This is a genomic window from Candidatus Poriferisocius sp., assembly GCF_965214065.1.
GTDB lineage: Bacteria > Actinomycetota > Acidimicrobiia > Acidimicrobiales > Bin134 > Poriferisocius.
Genome location: NZ_CBDCAT010000027.1, coordinates 72814 through 89257, shown reverse-complemented (window position 1 = coordinate 89257; position 16444 = coordinate 72814). Strand labels below are relative to the sequence as shown.

General features: G+C 65.7%; 19 protein-coding genes, 1 tRNA gene and 1 pseudogene. 13 read left to right on the top strand and 8 right to left on the bottom strand.

Going from position 1 to position 16444, the window contains the following annotated elements; all coding sequences use genetic code 11:
* The first annotated feature begins 34 nt into the window (after positions 1-34).
* The 3 genes from ACOOGG_RS06710 to ACOOGG_RS06700 are packed head-to-tail and all read left to right on the top strand — an operon-like array spanning position 35 to position 3155.
* Positions 35-1225, top strand: coding sequence for an acyl-CoA dehydrogenase family protein (locus tag ACOOGG_RS06710; protein ID WP_420433567.1), 1191 nt, complete (start codon positions 35-37; stop codon positions 1223-1225).
* 27 nt (positions 1226-1252) lie between these two features.
* Complete coding sequence (locus ACOOGG_RS06705) at positions 1253-2410, top strand: acetyl-CoA C-acetyltransferase (protein ID WP_420433565.1); 1158 nt, start codon at positions 1253-1255, stop codon at positions 2408-2410.
* A 7-nt stretch (positions 2411-2417) separates the two neighbouring features.
* Entirely contained in the window at positions 2418-3155 is a 738-nt protein-coding gene (locus ACOOGG_RS06700) for an SDR family NAD(P)-dependent oxidoreductase (RefSeq protein ID WP_420433563.1), read from the top strand.
* Here the strand turns inward: ACOOGG_RS06700 and ACOOGG_RS06695 are convergent.
* The 3 genes from ACOOGG_RS06695 to ACOOGG_RS06685 are packed head-to-tail and all read right to left on the bottom strand — an operon-like array spanning position 3152 to position 6086.
* Positions 3152-4210: an enoyl-CoA hydratase/isomerase family protein gene (locus tag ACOOGG_RS06695; protein ID WP_420433561.1), complete on the bottom strand. Its 1059-nt coding sequence runs from the start codon at positions 4208-4210 to the stop codon at positions 3152-3154. The genes ACOOGG_RS06700 and ACOOGG_RS06695 overlap by 4 nt on opposite strands.
* A gap of 33 nt (positions 4211-4243) precedes the next feature.
* Positions 4244-5743, bottom strand: a complete 1500-nt coding sequence (locus tag ACOOGG_RS06690; RefSeq protein WP_420433559.1) for a class I adenylate-forming enzyme family protein — start codon at positions 5741-5743, stop codon at positions 4244-4246.
* Positions 5744-5780: 37 nt separating this feature from the next.
* On the bottom strand, positions 5781-6086 hold the full coding sequence (locus ACOOGG_RS06685; protein ID WP_420433557.1) for a hypothetical protein: 306 nt from the start codon (positions 6084-6086) through the stop codon (positions 5781-5783).
* Positions 6087-6151: 65 nt separating this feature from the next.
* Between ACOOGG_RS06685 and ACOOGG_RS06680 the strand changes: the two genes are divergently transcribed.
* Positions 6152-7336: a CoA transferase gene (locus tag ACOOGG_RS06680; RefSeq protein ID WP_420433555.1), complete on the top strand. Its 1185-nt coding sequence runs from the start codon at positions 6152-6154 to the stop codon at positions 7334-7336.
* A 12-nt stretch (positions 7337-7348) separates the two neighbouring features.
* On the opposite strand, the gene ACOOGG_RS06675 is transcribed toward ACOOGG_RS06680, so the two are convergent.
* Entirely contained in the window at positions 7349-7741 is a 393-nt protein-coding gene (locus tag ACOOGG_RS06675; RefSeq protein ID WP_420433553.1) for a type II toxin-antitoxin system VapC family toxin, read from the bottom strand.
* Positions 7738-7995: a type II toxin-antitoxin system VapB family antitoxin gene (locus tag ACOOGG_RS06670; RefSeq protein ID WP_420433551.1), complete on the bottom strand. Its 258-nt coding sequence runs from the start codon at positions 7993-7995 to the stop codon at positions 7738-7740. Before ACOOGG_RS06670 ends, ACOOGG_RS06675 begins: the two co-directional genes overlap by 4 nt.
* An 81-nt stretch (positions 7996-8076) precedes the next feature.
* On the opposite strand from ACOOGG_RS06670, the gene ACOOGG_RS06665 reads away from it, so the two are divergent.
* From ACOOGG_RS06665 to ACOOGG_RS06640, 6 genes are all read left to right on the top strand, one after another.
* The gene (locus tag ACOOGG_RS06665) at positions 8077-8802 is read left to right on the top strand and encodes a VIT1/CCC1 transporter family protein (protein WP_420433549.1); all 726 of its coding nucleotides are present in this window, start codon (positions 8077-8079) and stop codon (positions 8800-8802) included.
* Positions 8799-9668 carry an SDR family NAD(P)-dependent oxidoreductase gene (locus ACOOGG_RS06660; RefSeq protein WP_420433547.1) on the top strand — a complete coding sequence of 290 codons (870 nt, stop codon included), beginning with the start codon at positions 8799-8801 and terminating at the stop codon, positions 9666-9668. The genes ACOOGG_RS06665 and ACOOGG_RS06660 overlap by 4 nt, the downstream gene beginning before the upstream one ends.
* 55 nt (positions 9669-9723) lie before the next feature.
* Positions 9724-10785, top strand: a complete 1062-nt coding sequence (locus ACOOGG_RS06655; protein WP_420435179.1) for a methyltransferase domain-containing protein — start codon at positions 9724-9726, stop codon at positions 10783-10785.
* Between the two features lie 50 nt (positions 10786-10835).
* Entirely contained in the window at positions 10836-11066 is a 231-nt protein-coding gene (locus tag ACOOGG_RS06650) for an AbrB/MazE/SpoVT family DNA-binding domain-containing protein (protein ID WP_420433545.1), read from the top strand.
* Positions 11063-11446, top strand: a complete 384-nt coding sequence (locus ACOOGG_RS06645; RefSeq protein WP_420433543.1) for a PIN domain-containing protein — start codon at positions 11063-11065, stop codon at positions 11444-11446. The genes ACOOGG_RS06650 and ACOOGG_RS06645 overlap by 4 nt, the downstream gene beginning before the upstream one ends.
* Before the next feature lie 73 nt (positions 11447-11519).
* Positions 11520-11592, top strand: a tRNA-Glu gene (locus ACOOGG_RS06640).
* A 139-nt stretch (positions 11593-11731) separates the two neighbouring features.
* Here ACOOGG_RS06640 and ACOOGG_RS06635 read toward each other — a convergent pair.
* Positions 11732-12751, bottom strand: a pseudogene (locus ACOOGG_RS06635) (MFS transporter); the annotation flags it as partial.
* Positions 12752-12859: 108 nt separating this feature from the next.
* On the opposite strand from ACOOGG_RS06635, the gene ACOOGG_RS06630 reads away from it, so the two are divergent.
* The 3 genes from ACOOGG_RS06630 (at position 12860) to ACOOGG_RS06620 (ending at position 14832) form a co-directional block, all read left to right on the top strand.
* Positions 12860-13630: an SDR family NAD(P)-dependent oxidoreductase gene (locus tag ACOOGG_RS06630; protein ID WP_420433541.1), complete on the top strand. Its 771-nt coding sequence runs from the start codon at positions 12860-12862 to the stop codon at positions 13628-13630.
* 27 nt (positions 13631-13657) lie between these two features.
* A complete protein-coding gene (locus tag ACOOGG_RS06625; protein ID WP_420433539.1) occupies positions 13658-14473 on the top strand; it encodes a TIGR03619 family F420-dependent LLM class oxidoreductase in 816 nt (271 codons plus the stop codon).
* Positions 14474-14559: 86 nt separating this feature from the next.
* On the top strand, positions 14560-14832 hold the full coding sequence (locus ACOOGG_RS06620; RefSeq protein WP_420433537.1) for a hypothetical protein: 273 nt from the start codon (positions 14560-14562) through the stop codon (positions 14830-14832).
* A gap of 9 nt (positions 14833-14841) precedes the next feature.
* Here the strand turns inward: ACOOGG_RS06620 and ACOOGG_RS06615 are convergent, their stop codons facing one another.
* Together ACOOGG_RS06615 and ACOOGG_RS06610 are read right to left on the bottom strand one after the other, a co-directional pair.
* Entirely contained in the window at positions 14842-15897 is a 1056-nt protein-coding gene (locus ACOOGG_RS06615; protein ID WP_420433535.1) for a hypothetical protein, read from the bottom strand.
* Positions 15894-16442, bottom strand: a complete 549-nt coding sequence (locus ACOOGG_RS06610) for a UGSC family (seleno)protein (RefSeq protein ID WP_420433533.1) — start codon at positions 16440-16442, stop codon at positions 15894-15896. The genes ACOOGG_RS06615 and ACOOGG_RS06610 overlap by 4 nt, the downstream gene beginning before the upstream one ends.
* Positions 16443-16444: the final 2 nt, after the last annotated feature.

Here is a 16444-nt window from a genome sequence, read left to right as displayed (position 1 = left end):
CTGATCGGCTGGCGCGCCGGTAGATTCTCGCCAGATGGATTTCGACCTCAGCCCTGCCGAAGAGGACTTCCGCGACGAGGTGCGGACTTGGCTGGAGGAGCACTTGGTGGGGGAGTTTGCCGGGTTGCGGGGCCGGGGCGGTATGGGCCAAGAAGACATTCCAGCTGAGCAGCAGATCGCATGGGAGCGCGAGCTGGCCGGCGGGGGGTGGCTGGGCATTGACTTTCCCGCCCGCTTGGGGGGCCGGGAGTGCAGCCTTTCGGAGCAGGTGCTCTTCCACCAGATCTATGTGGAGGCCCGGGCGCCGGGGCGGCTGCCCAATATGGGGGTCACGCTGTTGGGGCCGACCCTGGTGGCCTACGGCACTCCTGAGCAGCAGGAGCGGTTTGTGCCCTCGATCTTGTCGGGCGAAGAGTTCTGGTGCCAGGGCTACTCAGAGCCCAATGCCGGTTCGGATCTGGCCAATGTGGGCACCAAGGCGGTGCTCGATGGCGACCGCTGGGTGGTCAACGGCCAGAAGATCTGGACCTCGCTAGCCCAGTACTCCGACTGGTGCTTCGTGGTGTGCCGCACCGACCCGGACTCGGCCCGCCACGCTGGGCTCTCCTACCTGCTGGTACCCATGGACCAGCCCGGAATCGAGATCCGCCCCATAGTGCAGGTCACCGGGGGAAACGAGTTCAACGAGGTCTTCTTCGACGACGCGGTGACCGAAGCCGATCTCGTGGTGGGCCAGCCCGGCCGGGGCTGGGAGGTGGCCATGGGTACTCTGGCCTTCGAGCGGGGGGCGTCAACGCTGGGCCAGCAGACTTACTTCCGCCAGGAGCTGGATGCGCTGATGGCCGAGGCCCGGGCCAACGGCACTGCCGGTGATCTGGTGGTCCGCCAGGAGCTGGCCCAGGCCTACGCCACGCTGGAGATCATGCGGTACAACAACCTGCGGATGCTCACCGTGGTGGACGCCGGCGGAGTGCCGGGTCCGGAGATGTCCATCGGCAAGCTGGTGTGGTCCAATTGGCACCGCTCGTTGGGGGAGTTGATGGTGGGGGTGCGGGGGGCCGATGGCATGGCGGTGGCGGCCGAAGATGACGAGGAGTACACGCTGGACTCCTGGCAGCGCACCTTTCTGTATAGCCGAGCCCACACCATCTATGCCGGATCGAACGAGATACAGCGAAACATCATCGGCGAGCGGGTTCTCGGCCTGCCTCGCGAGCCGCGATGATCTCTAAGACCAGAAAGAGGAGCAGCCATGGCTGAGGCATACATCATCGACGCGGTCCGCACCCCGGTGGGGCGACGGGGCGGCAGCCTGTCGCAGATCCACCCGGCCGATCTTGGGGCCCATCCCATTCTCGGCTTGATCGACCGGACCGGCGTCGACCCGGCCGCGGTCGACGATGTGATGTACGGCTGCGTGGATGCCCTCGGCCCCCAAGCCGGCGACATCGCCCGCACCGCATGGCTGGCTGCCGGGCTGCCCGAGCACGTGCCCGGCACCACCATCGATCGCCAGTGCGGATCGGCCCAGCAGGCCGTCCACTTCGCGGCCCAGGCGGTGATGGCCGGAGTGAACGACATGGTGGTGGCCGGCGGCGTCCAGAACATGAGCATGATCCCCATCGGGGCGGCCATGACTGTGGCCGAGCATGTGGGGGTGACCGATCCCGACCCCTTTACCGGCTCCGACGGCTGGGTCGACCGCTACGGAACCCAGGAGGTGTCGCAGTTCAGGGGTGCGGAGATGATCGCCGAGCACTGGGATATCAGCCGGGAGCAGATGGAGGAGTTCGCGCTGGCCAGCCATGAGCGGGCGGCCACCGCCACCGACGAGGGGCGGTTTGAGAACGAGATCCTGCCCTTAGGCGGCTTGGAAGTAGACGAGGGCATCCGCCGGGGGACCACCATGGAGAAGATGGCCGGTCTGTCCGTGTTGGTGGAAGGCGGGCGGCTGACTGCCGCGGTGTCGAGCCAGATCTCCGACGCGGCCTGCGCCATGCTGATCTGCGGGGAGCAGGCGGTGGCCGACCACGGCCTCAAGCCCCGGGCCCGCATCCACCACATGTCGGTGCGGGGGGCGGATCCCATCTACATGCTCACCGGCCCCATCCCCGCCACCGAGCACGCACTGGCCCGCACTGGGATGACCATCGAAGACATCGACCTGTTCGAGTGCAACGAGGCCTTCGCCTCGGTGGTGCTGGCGTGGATGGGCGAGCACGAAGTGCCCCACGAGAAGGTAAACGTGAACGGCGGGGCCATCGCCCTGGGCCACCCGCTGGGCGCAACCGGGGCCCGGCTGATGACCACCCTGTTGAACGAGCTGGAGCGCGCCGGCGGCCGCTACGGGCTGCAAACCATGTGCGAGGGCGGCGGCCAAGCCAACGTCACCATCATCGAGCGCCTGTAGCGGATTCATGGCCGAGTTCGCAGACCGGGTGGTGCTGGTAACCGGCGCAGCCCGGGGTATCGGCCGATCCACCGCAGCCCAGTTCGCCGACGCCGGGGCAACTGTGGTCGGGGCCGACCTAGACGTCGAAGCAATGGAGGCCGTAGAGGCGCTGTCGCTGCGTCTGGGCGGCGACGTGGGTGACCCCGACGGCGCCCATCGGATAATCGACGACACAGTGGCCGCCTTTGGCCGTCTCGACGTGCTGGTGAACAACGCCGGAGCGTGGCTGCTCAAGCCCACCGCTGAGATCACCCCAGAGGAGTGGGACGACCAGCTCTCCACCAACCTGCGGTCGTTCTTCCTTCTCACCCGCCGGGCCTATCCCGCGCTGGCTGAGACTGAGGGCAACGTGGTGAACGTGGCCTCCATCGCCGCTTTGCGGTTCACCACTCCCCATGTGGCCTACGCCTCGGCCAAGGCCGGGGTGATCGCCATGACCAGGGACTTGGCCGCCGAATACGCCCCAGATGTGAGAGTGAATGCAGTGGCCCCCGGCCCGATCGACACCATGCACCTCACCGCGTCGATGACCCTCGAGGAGAAAGCCGACTTCGGCCGCCGCTACCCGCTGGGCCGCATGGGCGAGCCCGACGACGTGGCCCACGCCATCGTCTTCTTGGCGTCACGCAGGGCCGCCTACATCACCGGGGCAACCCTCCCGGTAACCGGCGGCACCGAACTAGGAGTGCCCAGCCTGTTCTAGCGCGGGTTGATGCGGTCGATGAGGCCCCAGGACAGGGCACATGCGGCGTCGATTTCGGTGTTGGTGAGGGCGAAGTAGCAGAGGCGCTGGCGGCCGATGCGGCGGGCGATGCTGACGGTGCCCCCGGCGCCGGGCACCAGGCCCATGGCCACTTCGGGGAGGCGGAAGGTGGTGTCGGGGTGAGCGGCCACGTCGTGGGCGTAGGCGGGCAGCTCCACGCCCGCCCCCACGCAGGTGCCATGGACCATGACCCGGCTCTTGGCCGCCAGTCGGTCGATCCAGAACGCGGCGCTGCGTACCGAGCGAACGCGATGGGCAGTACCGGGGTCGGGAGTGGTGCCGAACTCAGCCAGGTCGCCGCCGGAACAGAAGGTGGCCCCAGCACCGTCGAGCACGATGCCGTCCAGGCTGGGATCGATCGACGCGGCCCGGAGCTGCTCGACCAGTCCGTCGCGCATCTCGGCGCTGAAGGCGTTGTGCCGCTCGGGGCGGTTGAGGGTGAGGCGCAGGGTGGATCCCGCGCGCTCGGCCAGCACCGCGGGCTCGGGGTTGACCGCCACCAGCCGGGTCGGCTGGGTGGCCAGCCAGGCCTGGAATTGTGGCCCGGACTGGAGGGTGGAATAGGCCAGCGACTCGGCCACCAGACCGTCGGCGGTGGAGCATTTCTCGCTCAGTCGGAGAAGCTGCACCAAGGCCACCGCCGCGGCCGGCGACGCCATGGCCGCCGCCGAGATCTGGTCCAGCTCGCCTGGGGGCACGGCCAGAGGGGCCGGTACATCGTTTGGGGCCAGCACGATGTCGAAGGGCTCACAGAGCTCGGCCAACCTGGCACCATCGGCGCTGCCGATGCTGTCGGGCACGGCCACTGCCATCACCGCAGGGGTGCTCTTGACCATCACGGCCACCTCTTCGGAAGGCCGCGCCGACAGGTCGGCAGCGGTCAACTCGACGAGGATCACCGGGCAATCGGCCAGTCCCAAGTCCTCACCGGCATAGGGGTGGGACAGGAGCGCATGGGCCTCAGCCAGGCCTGTGGTTTGGATTGGCGCAGCCATCACTGAGTGATCGCAGGTTAGCCCAGGCGGGAATCAGCGGCTTTCGGCGAGCTCGTCGCGCAGGATCCGGCGCAGGAGCTTGCCGGTCTCGTTGTAGGGCAGCTCGTCGCGCACTTCGATGCGATCGGGGGTGCGCGACGACCGCATTTGGGCCTTTACGAACTCCTGGAGCTCGGCGATGTCCACCGTCTGGCCCCTGGCAGGCACAACCACCGCGGCCACCGATTCGCCCCATTGCTCGTCGGGCACTCCGATAGCGGCTGCATCGGCGATGGACTGATGGCTCAGCAGCACATCCTCGATTTCGCCGGGTGAGATGTTCTCGCCTCCCCGCACGATGATGTCGTCGATGCGGCCCTCCACAAACAGGAAGCCGTCGGGGTCCAGTGAGCCGCCGTCGTTGGTGGGGAACCAGCCGTCGGGCGTGACCCGGGAGTTCCGCCCCAGGTACTCGCCTGAGACCTGCTCGCCCCGCACCCAGATCTCTCCGGAGCTGCCGGTGGGCACCGGCGTTCCCTCCTCGTCGCGGATGTCCACCTCGATGGCAGGCAGCGGGCGGCCGGCCGATCCCAGCCGGGCCCGCACGGCCGGATCGTTGGATCGGTGGGCTTCCCGGTGCTCCTCCGGTCCAAGCACCGCCACGGTAGAGCTTGTCTCGGTGAGGCCGTAGGCGTTCACGAAGTTGGTCTCGGGCAGCACATCCAGTGCCCGGGCGATTACCGGAGCGGGCATCTTGCCCCCGCCATAGGACATAGCTCGCAACGACGGGAGCCCACCTCCGACCTCCTCCAAGTGGTCCACAATGCGGGCCAGCATGGTGGGCACCACCATGGCGTGGGTCACACCCTCGGCCCGGACCAAGCTCACCCAGTCGGCGGCGTCGAAGTTGGGTAGCTGCACGATGCGGCGCCCGGCGTACACCGAGCTCAAGATCGCGGCCATCCCGGCCACGTGGTAGGGGGGCACCGACACCAGGGTGGCTTCGTCCTCGGCCGCCCCCATGAACTCCACCGAGCCGATGATGTATGACACCAAGTGCTTGTGTCGCAGTACCGCAGCTTTGGGGGCGCCCGTTGTGCCGCTGGTGTACAACAGGATGGCGATTTCGTCGGGGTCGCCATTCCAGTCGCTGTCGGGAGCGCTTCCCTCGGCCCACTGGGCCAGGAAATCCGGCCGGTCAACGGCCCGCACACCGTCGAGGTCGCCAATGGCGTCGAGGGCGTCGTCGTTGCACACTGTGACCGAGGGGGCCACTTCGGAGGCCAAGTGCCGCAACTCGGGCACGGTCAGCCGGTAGTTGAGGGGCACGAAAGGCACCCCTGCCCAGGCCGAGCCGAACAGGGCGATGGGCAGCGCCTCGCTGCTGGTGTCCACCATGCCGACCCGTTCGATTCCCGCCTCGCGGAATCGCACAGCGGCGGCGCCAGAGCGCTGGAACAATCGCTCGTAGGTGAGCCCCCGTCCAAGAGAGCCAACCGCGGTGCGTTCGCCGAAACCGCTGGATGCCATTTCCAGCAGCATCATCAAGTTCATGGGTTCATCCCCTGCGACGCTTCTCCTAGCGGCTCAGCTAGTCAGAGGCCGGCAAGGGTTTGGCCTCTTTCAGGCCGAGGGGGGTGCCGCCCAGCGCCAAAGAGCCGTCGCCGGGCTTGGTGCACAAGACCTCGAGGGACTCGTCCTCGTTCACGTAGCGCTTGCCCAGAGCGGTGCCATCTGTGGCATCGGCGGATACGTCGCCGTTTCGCTCGGCCTCGGCCGGATCGGCCATTGGCGCGCCTCCACAGGTGATGTCCACGTCGCCGTCTGGTGCTTTGACCACGATGAGCTCGGTATCACAAACCAAGCTCTTGAGGCGGCTACCCGGTTTCAGGTCCATTCCTACCTCCTGAAAGATATCCTCCAATCTTTTCCCGTCAGACTCAACAGGTACAAACTGCGGTAATGGACACTGCCTCCGGTAACCGTCATTCGGCCCTTGTCTGGGCCGAGTCGGGGTTGATGGGCTTGAGCGGTCCCGAGCACGGACCCCCGGCGGTGGCGTCAGGGCGCTGGGTGGAGCGGCTAGATGACGTGGTGGATGACATTGCCGAGCTGAGGGGCAGGTCTCTCAGGACTGATGCCGCTGGTTTTCTGGGAGAGCGGGCGGCGTTGGTGGGGCGAACTCGCCGCGGGACGGTCTCGGTTGGGGGGGCGTGTCGCATGGTGGCCGCCTACGACGGGGTGTTGGCAGTGTCGTTGGCCCGCACCAGCGACACCGAAGCGGTTCCCGCTTGGCTGGAGAGGGGTGATTTGGTCGGGGACGACGTGTGGTCCGCAGTGGTTGCGGGGGTGCGGGACAGGCCAGTAGCCGATTTGATCGAGCGAGCCGATTGGGTGGGTTTGGCGGTGGGGGAGGCAGTCCGCCTGGCGCCGCCGACGGAGCCCTGTTCGCTCACCGATGCCGGACCGGCAGGAATTGGTCGGAGTCTGGTGCTGGATGTGAGCTCGCTGTGGGCTGGCCCGCTGTGCGCCTCGCTGTTAGGCGACTTCGGATTCGAGGTGGTGAAGGTGGAGGCACCAGGCCGACCCGATGGCGCTCGATATGGCTCGCCTGCGTTCTACGAACGGCTGAACCACGGCAAGAAAGACACCGTCATCGACCTGGCATCTGACGATGGCCGTCGCCGATTCCTGGACTTGTGCCAGCAGGCGGCCGTGGTGGTCGACGGGTTGCGGCCCCGGGTGTGGGCCAACTGGGGTGTCGACCGGCTGGAGGTAGCGGAGAGCTACGGGTTGGTGTGGGTGTCGATCACCGGCCACGGCAACGACCGGGTCGCCTTCGGCGACGACGCTGCGGTGAGCGGGGGCCTGTGGCTGGCGGACCCAGACGGCGGATTGCCGTGGTTCGTTGGTGATGCTACCGCCGATCCGGTGGCTGGCTTGGTGGCGTGTCGCGCTGCGGCCGAGGCCGTAGCCGCTGGTCGTGCCGGGTTGGTCGGCGTATCCATGAGCCAGGCGGTGAGCTGGGTTAGAGCAGGTGATGACCTGAGCGCCCCCGGCGCCGAAGTCCTCCGCCGAGGCGACAACTGGGTGGTCCGGGCTGGCGAAGGCGAACAGGTGGTGATGGCTCCCCAAGGCGGGGCCTGATTGCGTTGACTGCTAGTGGTGCACAGCTTCGACGTCGGTAAGGGTGAAGTCGCGGCCCTTGAACAGAAGTGGCTCTCGGGTCTCTTTGGCCAAGGCGTAGGCGAAGCAGTCGCCGAAGTTCAGGGCCGCGGGGTGGTTGCCCTTGCCGAACTGCCGCCAGGCGCGGCGAGCGGCCTGGGCATGGTCGGACGTGACCGCAACGAGCTGAATTAGGGCCCTCTCGACCAACAGATCGAGTTCAAGGCCGCCGGCGATACCGGTACGACCTTCCAGCACTATGGCGGTCTCAAGGAAACTCGCAGCCGACATGAGGCAGCGCTCGGCCCCGGCAATCGTCTTCCGGTAGTGCTCGGCGTCAGGCTCCTCGAAGAGGATGGCCAGCACGGCTGAAGTGTCGACGATCACTTGGGCAGCCCATGCTCGTCGTACAAGAAGTCGCCGTGTTCCACCGCCGATGGCCCCGGACGAAGAAGCTTGGAGCAGCGCTGCGCAATAGCCCGCATCGCTTCTAGTCGGGCTTCAACGCTACGGCTGCGCTGTTCGCGTTCGAGGCGTTCTCGCAGGGCCACGGTGATTGCCCCGGTCATGGTCTCGCCGGTGAGATTGGCCAGTTCGCTGGCCAGCCGGCATGTCTCGTCATTCTTGATATTGAGACTCATTGAAATTCACTTATGGTAGAAAAGAATTTATTTTTCTACCATACACCGCCCATGCGCCCATTCAAACGGTAGGTTGAGACGGTGTTCGCACGAAAGAGCAGCGGCTCGGGGCATCTCGGCGAGGGGCACCACCGCAATGTGACCCGGGGCGGGTATCGGGCCGCGGTGTTCGGGGTGAGCGACGGCTTGGTGTCCAATCTGGCGATCATCTTGGGAGTAGCCGGAGGCAGCTCAGGACAGGGCCTGGTTCGCCTGGTCGGAATTGCCGGCCTCATCGCCGGAGCGGTTTCCATGGCCGCTGGGGAGTATCTGTCGATGCAAGCCCAGCGAGAGCTGCTGGAGCGGGAGTTGGATATGGAGCGGCGGGAGCACGCCCGCAACCCGGAGCATGAGGTGGAGGAGCTGGCTGAAATCTACGAGTCCAGGGGAGTGGATCAGGAAACGGCTCGGGAGATGGCCTCCAACATCATGGACGACCCGGAGAAAGCACTGGAGGTCCACGCCCGGGAGGAGATGGGCATCGATCCCAACGAATTGGGCAACCCGGTGTTAGCTGCCATGTCCTCATTCATCTCCTTTGCCTTGGGCGCAGTGCTGCCGTTGCTGCCCTGGTTCTTTGGGGGCGGCAACGGTGCCATCGTGGCGTCGATCATCCTCGGTGCGGTCGGCGCCGTTCTGGTTGGCAGCGCGTTGGCATTGGCCACCAGCCGGTCTGTCTTGCGGGGCTCTTTCCGACAACTAGCGTTCGTGGCTGCGGCTTCGGCCGTGACGTATGGAATCGGTTCCGCAGTGGGGGTAGGAGTATGACTGATTGGGAGTGGACTCTGGGCGGGCTCAAGAGCCCGGTGGATCCCATCTGGAGTGATGACAACGTATTGGAGCCATCCAGCGTGCTGCTCACCGACAAGGTGGCCATCGTCACCGGCGGCGCTCGGGGAATCGGGGCGGCTACCGCGGTGGCCTTGGCTCGCTTCGGTGCTGACCTGGCCATCTGCGACCGGGAAGCCGACGACATGGCCCGCACCGCCGCCGCGGTGGAGGCGCTGGGACGACGGTGTTTGACCGGGCTGTTCGACGTCCGCCATCCCACGCCCCGCGATGCCTGGCTCGAAGAGGTGGGCGAATCCTATGGGCGGGTTGACGTGCTGGTGAACAACGCCGGAGGCACGTTCAACTCCCCGTTTGCCGACATCAGTCCCAAGGGAGAGGCCGCGCTGATCGCCGAGAACTTCACCCAGGTCACCGGATTCATCCGAGGCTGCCTTCCGCTGATGGGAGAAGGCGGTTCGATCATCAACGTCACCTCCATTGAGGCCCATCGGGCTGGTCCCGGCTTCTCCATCTATTCGGCCATGAAGGCAGCTCAGGCCAATCTCACCATGAGCCTGTCGTTGGAGCTGTCCTCGTCGAGAATTCGGATCAATTGCATCGCCCCCGATGTGATCCCTACCGAAGGCGAGAGACTGCTCGGCGGAGAGAGCACCGACGATGAGTCGGGGTTGGCCCCGCAGCCCTGGTTGGAGGGTGGCTCGGTTCACGACTGCACCGCCGCCGCGGTGTATCTGGCCGGTGATATGTCACGCTTCGTGACCGGCACCACCATCCACGTCGACGGCGGCAACATCGCTGCCGCGGGATGGAAGCGCCGCACCACTGGCCGCTACTCCACGTGAGTCCAACCGCCTAGGGTTCCAGCCGATACATCACCGCGAAGGATCTGACATGGACATCGACGTTGATCGGATAACCGAACTGGCCGGTGAGGTTGCCACCCACATGGCCGGGGCCACCACCATGGCCATGGTCCACATCGGCGACGAGTTGGGCCTGTATCAGGCCATGGCCGGGGCAGGACCGATGACTGCCGACGCTCTGGCCGAAGCCGTCGACTGCAACCCCCGACTGGTAACCGAATGGCTGCGCCAACAGGCCGCCGTGGAACTCGTCGAGCTCGACGGCGAAGGCGACGACGATGCCACCTTTGAGCTGACCGACGAGGCCGCCGCAGTGCTGGCCTGGGAGGTCAGCCCCGCGTTCTTGGCCGGCGGCATCGGCATGTTCCGAGCCATGTTCGCCGACATGGACGACATTCTCGAAGCCTTCCGGGGCGACGGCGGACTGGCGTGGGGCGATCACCACCCTTGCCTGTTCACCTCCACCGCCCGGTTCTTCCGTCCCCAGTACGAGATGTACTTGGCCAACGAGTGGATCCCAGCCGCCGATGGGATCGATGAGATGCTCAGGGCTGGGGCGACCGCAGCCGATGTGGGCTGCGGCTGTGGCGACTCGGTACAAATCCTGGCCTCGGCCTATCCCGAGTCGCACTTCACCGGGATCGACTTCCACGGCCCGTCCATCGATCAGGCCATCGAGGTATCCACTGAGGCCGGCTTGGAAAACGCCTCTTTCGAAGTGGCCGACTCCAAGGGCTACCAGGGCAACTACGACGTGATCTTCTTCTTGGACTGCCTCCACGACATGGGCGACCCCGTAGGCATTGCCGCCCACGCCCGCAGCCAGTTGGCCGAGGGCGGTTCGGTGCTCATGGTGGAGCCATTCGCGCTCGATGGCCACGTCCGCAACCTGGCCGAGAACCCCATGGCAGCCACCTCCTACGGCGCATCAGCGGTGTTCTGTACCCCGTGCTCGCTGGCCCAACCGGTGGGCTTGGGCTTGGGTGCCCAGTCCGGCGAAGCCGCCATGCGAGAGGTGTTCACCCAAGCGGGATTCACCAGCTTCGAGCGTGTCACCGAGACCAACGCCAACATCATCTACCAAGCCCGCCCCTGACGGGCAGATCGCTGCGCTTGGATGCGCTTCAACAAGTTATACTCAATGGTATGACTCACACGGTTGGAGCAAAAGGGCAGGTGGTCATCCCCAAGGAAATGCGCGACCGGTTCGGCATCAAGCCAGGTGACGAGGTGAGTTTCTGGGATTGCGAGGACCATGTTGGGATGCGGGTTGTCCGCGACCTGGAAACGCTCAAGGGGCGATTCCGCGAGCTTGGACTGAGCGAAGACCTCGAAGCAGAGCGCAATGCTGAGCGACTGCGCGAGGCCCGCCATTGAGAGCAGTACTGGATTCCTGGGCGATTCTGAGATTTCTCGAGGACCGGGAGCCAGCCGCGTCTGCGGTAGCCGGGCTGCTCGCAGAACAGAAACCGATTGTCAGCTGGATCAATCTGGGCGAGGTGTTCTATATCCTCCGCAGGCGTGCCGGAGAACGTGACGCTCTTGCTGCTGTCCGCGATCTCCAAGAAGTTGTCGTCGCTGAGGTGCCAACCTCAGACCGGATCATGCAGGCAGCCCGGATCAAGGCTGACCACCCTATGGCCTACGCCGATGCCTTTGCCGCTGCCACCGCGGTCAGCCACCAATCACCGCTGTGGACCGGTGACCCTGAGTTGCTGCTGCCATTTGCCGACTGGGCGTGGCGCGATCTCCGATAGGTGTCCTCGCCGGGGAATGCCCGCCATTTGGGTCGCCCCAACCGCGGCGCAGCCGGTAAACTTCGGCGTTCCTGCCCCGTTCGTCTAGAGGCCTAGGACGCCAGATTCTCAATCTGGTAACACGGGTTCGAATCCCGTACGGGGTACAACTGCAAGTTTTCGCTGATGCCGCACGGCGAACAGTTGGCAGGCTATTGCGGCGGTGCCGTAGGCGAGGTAGCCGACTCCTACTGGGGTGACGGTGCCGCTAACTGCTTGGTCGATGAGGGCGGCTAGGCCGGCGCCGAACAGGGCCATGGTGAAACCGAGCACGGCTGAAGCGGTGCCGGCCATCTCTCCCATGGGCTCCAACGCCAAGCTCTGACCCAAAGGAAAGAACGCCACTAGGCAGGCATTGGTCAGACTGAAAATCGTGATCCACAGGACAAACGGCGGAGTTCCCCCGTTGGCCAGGGCCAGGCCCAGCATGGTGCTGGCTCCTGCCATTTGCAGGGTGCCCGCGGCCAGCGCCAGGTTGCGGGCCCGGAACCAGTGCAGCGCCCGATGGTTGAGCAGCGCCACCAGGCCCATGCCGGCGGCCATGATCGAGAAGTAGGGGACGAACCAGCGCTCTTGATCGAATACGTCGTCGAAGATCAGCTCGGAGCTGGCCAGGAACGAGAAGAAGGCCCCGGCGGAGAACATGGTGGCCAGGGTGTAGCCCAGCGTCACCGGGTGGGATGCAACCGATCGGAACCCGTCAAACGTGGTCCGAAATGTCAGTGCCCGCCGATGCTCGGGTTTCAGCGTCTCCTCCAGTCGCAGCGACCACAGAACAATCGCCAGGGCGGTGAACACGCTGAAGGCCATCACGTAACGCCACGACCCCAGCGCCACCAGGCCCTTTCCCAAAGGCGGCCCGGCGACCGGGGCCCAGAAGAACACCGTCATGACCAGGGTCATCACCCGGGCCATGGCATCGCCGGAGTAGTAGTCCCGCACAATGGCCTGGGAGGCGGTCCGGGGGCCGGCTGCGGCAAACCCCCAGATGAATCGGCTGACGTAGAGCATGCCCAGCGTCACCGAAAAAGTGGCCATCAGCGAAGCCAGGGCGTAGAGCACCAGGCTTCCTACGAGCACTCTTTTTCGGCCGAGGGAGTCGGCCATCGGGCCATAGACAAGATTGCCGATGCCCGATCCAACGAAGAACAGCGTGATGGTCAACGACAGGCCGGTGGAGTCCTCTGGGAGGTTGAACGCCTCCCGCATGGCGGAGAACGCCGGGAGCAGGGTGTCAATGGCCAACGCCGACACGGCGCTGACCATGGCGATGAAAAGTATGAACTCCCGTTCACCCAGTCGGCGGCCAGTGTGTGTGGATGCGTTAGTGGTCACACCAGCCGGCTTCTCATAACGACGTAGCCTGTCCCTCTTATGGAGAAGATGTCAAAGGAGTTGGCCGGCAAGGTGGCTCTGGTAACCGGGGCGGCTCGAGGGCTTGGTGCAGAGGTCGTTCGGCGCATGGTGGCGACCGGAGCCCAGGTGACCGCGGCAGACAAGCGGGTTGACGACGGAGCAGCGGCCGCTGCTGAGGCCGGGGCCAGATTCGTCGAGCTTGATGTGACCGATGCCGGGCAATGGTCAAAGGCGGTTGCATCGGCCGCTGGCGCCGGCCGCTTGGACATTTTGGTCAACAACGCGGCGATCACGCGGGTGATCCCGATCTTGGACTGCGACCCCGCAGAGTTCCGCAAGGTGATCGACACCAACGTGGTGGGCACTCTTTTGGGCATCCAAGCTGCCGCCCCGGTCATGGCTTCGAGCGGGGGTGGCTCCATCGTTAACTTGAGCTCGCCAAGCGCATTCGAGGGCACAGTGGGGATGTCGGCCTACTCCACGTCGAAGTGGGGGATCCGAGGGCTGACCCGCACCGCGGCTTTGGAGCTGGCCGACTCCGGTATTCGGGTCAACTCGGTAGTGCCTGGTCCGCTGCGAACGGCCATGACCCGCCGACCGGGATGGGAAGACGAGGACTACGAGCGCCATTACGGTGCCACCGTGCCGTTGCGGCGCATGGCCGACTTGGGTGAGGTGGCCGACTTGGTGGTGTGGCTGGCATCCGACCGAGCCTCCTACTGCACCGGCAGCGACTATGCGGCTGACGGCGGCTTGGGTGCAGGCACGCCTGCGCCTCACCCCGGCTAGGTTTCCGATGTCGATGGCGGCTTCATCGTGAAGTTCGGTTTCCCCTTCATCTCGCTGCACCCGGGGGCATGGGTCGAAGTTGCCCAGGCCGCTGACGAGGCCGGGTTTGAGTCGTGCTGGATCGCCGACCACCTGGTGTTCCCAATGGAGATGGAGGGCTCGCTGGGCGACGTCGATCACCCCAATGTGCCGCCCACCGTGCCGGTATACGACGCCCCGGCGTACCTCTCATATCTGGCCGGGCTGACCACCCGCATCAATCTTGGGGTGTACGTGTATTTGGCCGGGTTGCGCCACCCGTTCACCACCGCCCGGGCCTTCGCCACCTTGGACCACGTCAGCAATGGAAGAGCCCTGATCGGTATGGGGGCGGGATGGCTGCGCAACGAGTGGACCGCCGCCGGGATGGACCCCCGAACCCGGGGACGCCGCCTTGACGAGGCCCTAGACGTGTGCGTGCGGCTCTGGACCGAGCCGGAGGTGGAGCACCGCGGCGAGTTCTACGATTTCGAGCCGGTGGCCTTCGAGCCCAAGCCGGTGCAAAGGCCCCATCCCCCGATTCTGGTGGGCGGGCTGTCGGATGCCGCGCTGCGACGGGCGGCCCGCTTCCAGGGCTGGATGGGAATGAGCGACACCTTTGAATCGGTCCGGTCGGCGGCCGACCGCCTTGCCGAGCTGGGTGCGCCCGACATCGAGATCACGGCCCAAGGGCGGTGCGAGACGCTTGATGACTTGCGTCGGTGGGAGGATGCCGGCGCCCACCGACTGGTGGTCACTCCCTGGGAGAGCACCAGCAAAGCGGTTGACTCGCTTCGGCGATTCGCGGAGCGGTTTATCGCCTGACCGCCCCGACTGGGAATGTGCCAAAAAGCCCAGTGGGGGGCGTAGAATGGCATTTCTGCGCAAACAACGTCTGACTAGGGATTGCCATGGGTCGAGGATCAGAGAGTTTTCAGAAACGACAGCGGGAAAAGAACAAGCGGGAGCGGGCTGCGGCCAAGCAGGCCCGCCGCCACGGCAAGCTTGAAGACCCGTTTGAGACGGAGGAAGAAGTTCCTTCTTCTAACGGAAAGTCAGAAGCCGAGTTGTATGAGGATTTCCGCCTCTTGAGCGAGAAATACCAGTCCGGGGGAATGGACGAGGAAACCTACGAGGACCGCCGAGCTGAGATATTCGAGCAACTTGGCCTCGAGGTCCACTGATCTAGTTGCTCAGCCTCCGGGATCGCTGAGAATCGGGCGGCTGGTGGGCATGCCCAACATGCACGACAGCCCTGCTGACTGAAGCCCGCCCGCGCCGCCGGCCACTAGGACCACGAAGTAGTCGGCAGAGGGCACGATCGGCACCCGGTCGTTCTCGACGGCCACTCCCATTTTTTCGAGCACATCTCTGGTGGGCTGTCGACGGTAGGGCGGGTAGAAGTCCAGCGGTACCCGGGCCTCGGCAAAGAGGTGCTCCTGAAGCTCCTGTTTGGTGGGCAACAAGCCGGCCACCATTTCGGCGATGACCGGGCTCATCACCAGCACAGTCGGGAAGGGGTTTGGGGCGTCGTGGCCTCCGCACGGCCCGCTGATGGCCAGGCCGTGGGTCACATGGTGCAGCACCTGTTCGGCCTCGTGGTGCATGTCGGTGATGGGCCACATGCCGTTCACGGCCAGCACTGTCACCACGTCTTCGTCGGCCCCGAACCCCAAATCGACGTGATACGGCGGCCACGGGGAGGCTTCCTCGTTCTCGGCCACGCACAGTGAGGTGGCTTTGCCCGGCCAGCCCAGCGGGGCCTTGTCCACCTCTCCGGGGGTGGCCCCGCCTATGTTCACCAGGGCCAGCCTCAGGGCTCGTCCCACGGTGGCGTTGGTGTGCGACCCCGGCCCAAAGCACCCCGCGCCGAAGTTGAAGCCCAGCCGGTTGCGGATCGGGCCGTTGACCACCAACATCGGCCCCACCGGGTTGGTGGTGGTCTGAACCCCGTGGGCGTTCATCTGCGGGTCGCAGAAGGCGTCGATGGCGGCGACGAGCACCGGCATCACCTCGGGGGGGCATCCCGCCATCACCGCGTTGACCGCGATCTTCTCCACGGTGGCCGCGGCGTTCAGAGGAGGTATGTCGCCCACCGCATGGTCGGCGGGCAGTCCCGAAGCCGCCACCGCGGCGGCGACCCGCTCGGGGGTGGGGGGAACGATGGGCAGCCCGTCGGTCATGCCCCGTTCCCGCAGGTAGGCCTCTACCTCGTCGGGGCCGCCCTCAACGGCGACGCTCTGGGTCATGTCACCAATGCGTCCACGATCTCGTCGAGGCGGGATGCGATGTCGGCTCTGATGTCATCCTCCGACCACTCGTCATAGCCCGACGGCAACACGATCAGAGGTTGGTTGTCCACCCGCAGCCCACGGGCCGTGGCCTCGGCCAACCCTCGGAATTGCTCGGTCACCAAACCCACCGCCGGAGTGCCCATGGCCTCCAGGGTGCTGCTGGCGTGGATACACCACGCCGTACACGAGCCTCAATTGCCCAGCCCGCTGATCACCGCGTCGACTTCGGCGTGGAAAGCCTCCATCTCCTGCTGGTACTGCTCGGGATCGGCACCGTGCATTGGGCCGCTGGCCCGCACCACTACCCCGGCTGCTCCGCCCCGGTCCACCAACCGGTGGGACAGTTCGTCGGCCACGATGGCCATCGACCGCCACATGTCGTTGTCAATGATGCCCACCACCGCGCCGGCCAGCGAGTCCTTTCGGATGGCCAGCGGCTTAGCCGGCGCGGTCACCTCGCCGGTGGGCAGCAGGACCGTGGTGGTTTCGACGCGTCCCATAA

What these genes read in the sequence shown, in the direction of transcription:
- ACOOGG_RS06685 (WP_420433557.1), bottom strand. Translation starts at nt 6,086, where the DNA reads ATGGACCTGAAACCGGGTAGCCGCCTCAAGAGCTTGGTTTGTGATACC.
- ACOOGG_RS06695 (WP_420433561.1), bottom strand. Translation starts at nt 4,210, where the DNA reads ATGGCTGCGCCAATCCAAACCACAGGCCTGGCTGAGGCCCATGCGCTC.
- ACOOGG_RS06660 (WP_420433547.1), top strand. Translation starts at nt 8,799, where the DNA reads ATGACTGATTGGGAGTGGACTCTGGGCGGGCTCAAGAGCCCGGTGGAT.
- ACOOGG_RS06650 (WP_420433545.1), top strand. Translation starts at nt 10,836, where the DNA reads ATGACTCACACGGTTGGAGCAAAAGGGCAGGTGGTCATCCCCAAGGAA.
- ACOOGG_RS06630 (WP_420433541.1), top strand. Translation starts at nt 12,860, where the DNA reads ATGGAGAAGATGTCAAAGGAGTTGGCCGGCAAGGTGGCTCTGGTAACC.
- ACOOGG_RS06615 (WP_420433535.1), bottom strand. Translation starts at nt 15,897, where the DNA reads ATGACCCAGAGCGTCGCCGTTGAGGGCGGCCCCGACGAGGTAGAGGCC.
- ACOOGG_RS06710 (WP_420433567.1), top strand. Translation starts at nt 35, where the DNA reads ATGGATTTCGACCTCAGCCCTGCCGAAGAGGACTTCCGCGACGAGGTG.
- ACOOGG_RS06670 (WP_420433551.1), bottom strand. Translation starts at nt 7,995, where the DNA reads ATGAGTCTCAATATCAAGAATGACGAGACATGCCGGCTGGCCAGCGAA.
- ACOOGG_RS06705 (WP_420433565.1), top strand. Translation starts at nt 1,253, where the DNA reads ATGGCTGAGGCATACATCATCGACGCGGTCCGCACCCCGGTGGGGCGA.
- ACOOGG_RS06690 (WP_420433559.1), bottom strand. Translation starts at nt 5,743, where the DNA reads ATGAACTTGATGATGCTGCTGGAAATGGCATCCAGCGGTTTCGGCGAA.
- ACOOGG_RS06680 (WP_420433555.1), top strand. Translation starts at nt 6,152, where the DNA reads ATGGACACTGCCTCCGGTAACCGTCATTCGGCCCTTGTCTGGGCCGAG.
- ACOOGG_RS06620 (WP_420433537.1), top strand. Translation starts at nt 14,560, where the DNA reads ATGGGTCGAGGATCAGAGAGTTTTCAGAAACGACAGCGGGAAAAGAAC.
- ACOOGG_RS06700 (WP_420433563.1), top strand. Translation starts at nt 2,418, where the DNA reads ATGGCCGAGTTCGCAGACCGGGTGGTGCTGGTAACCGGCGCAGCCCGG.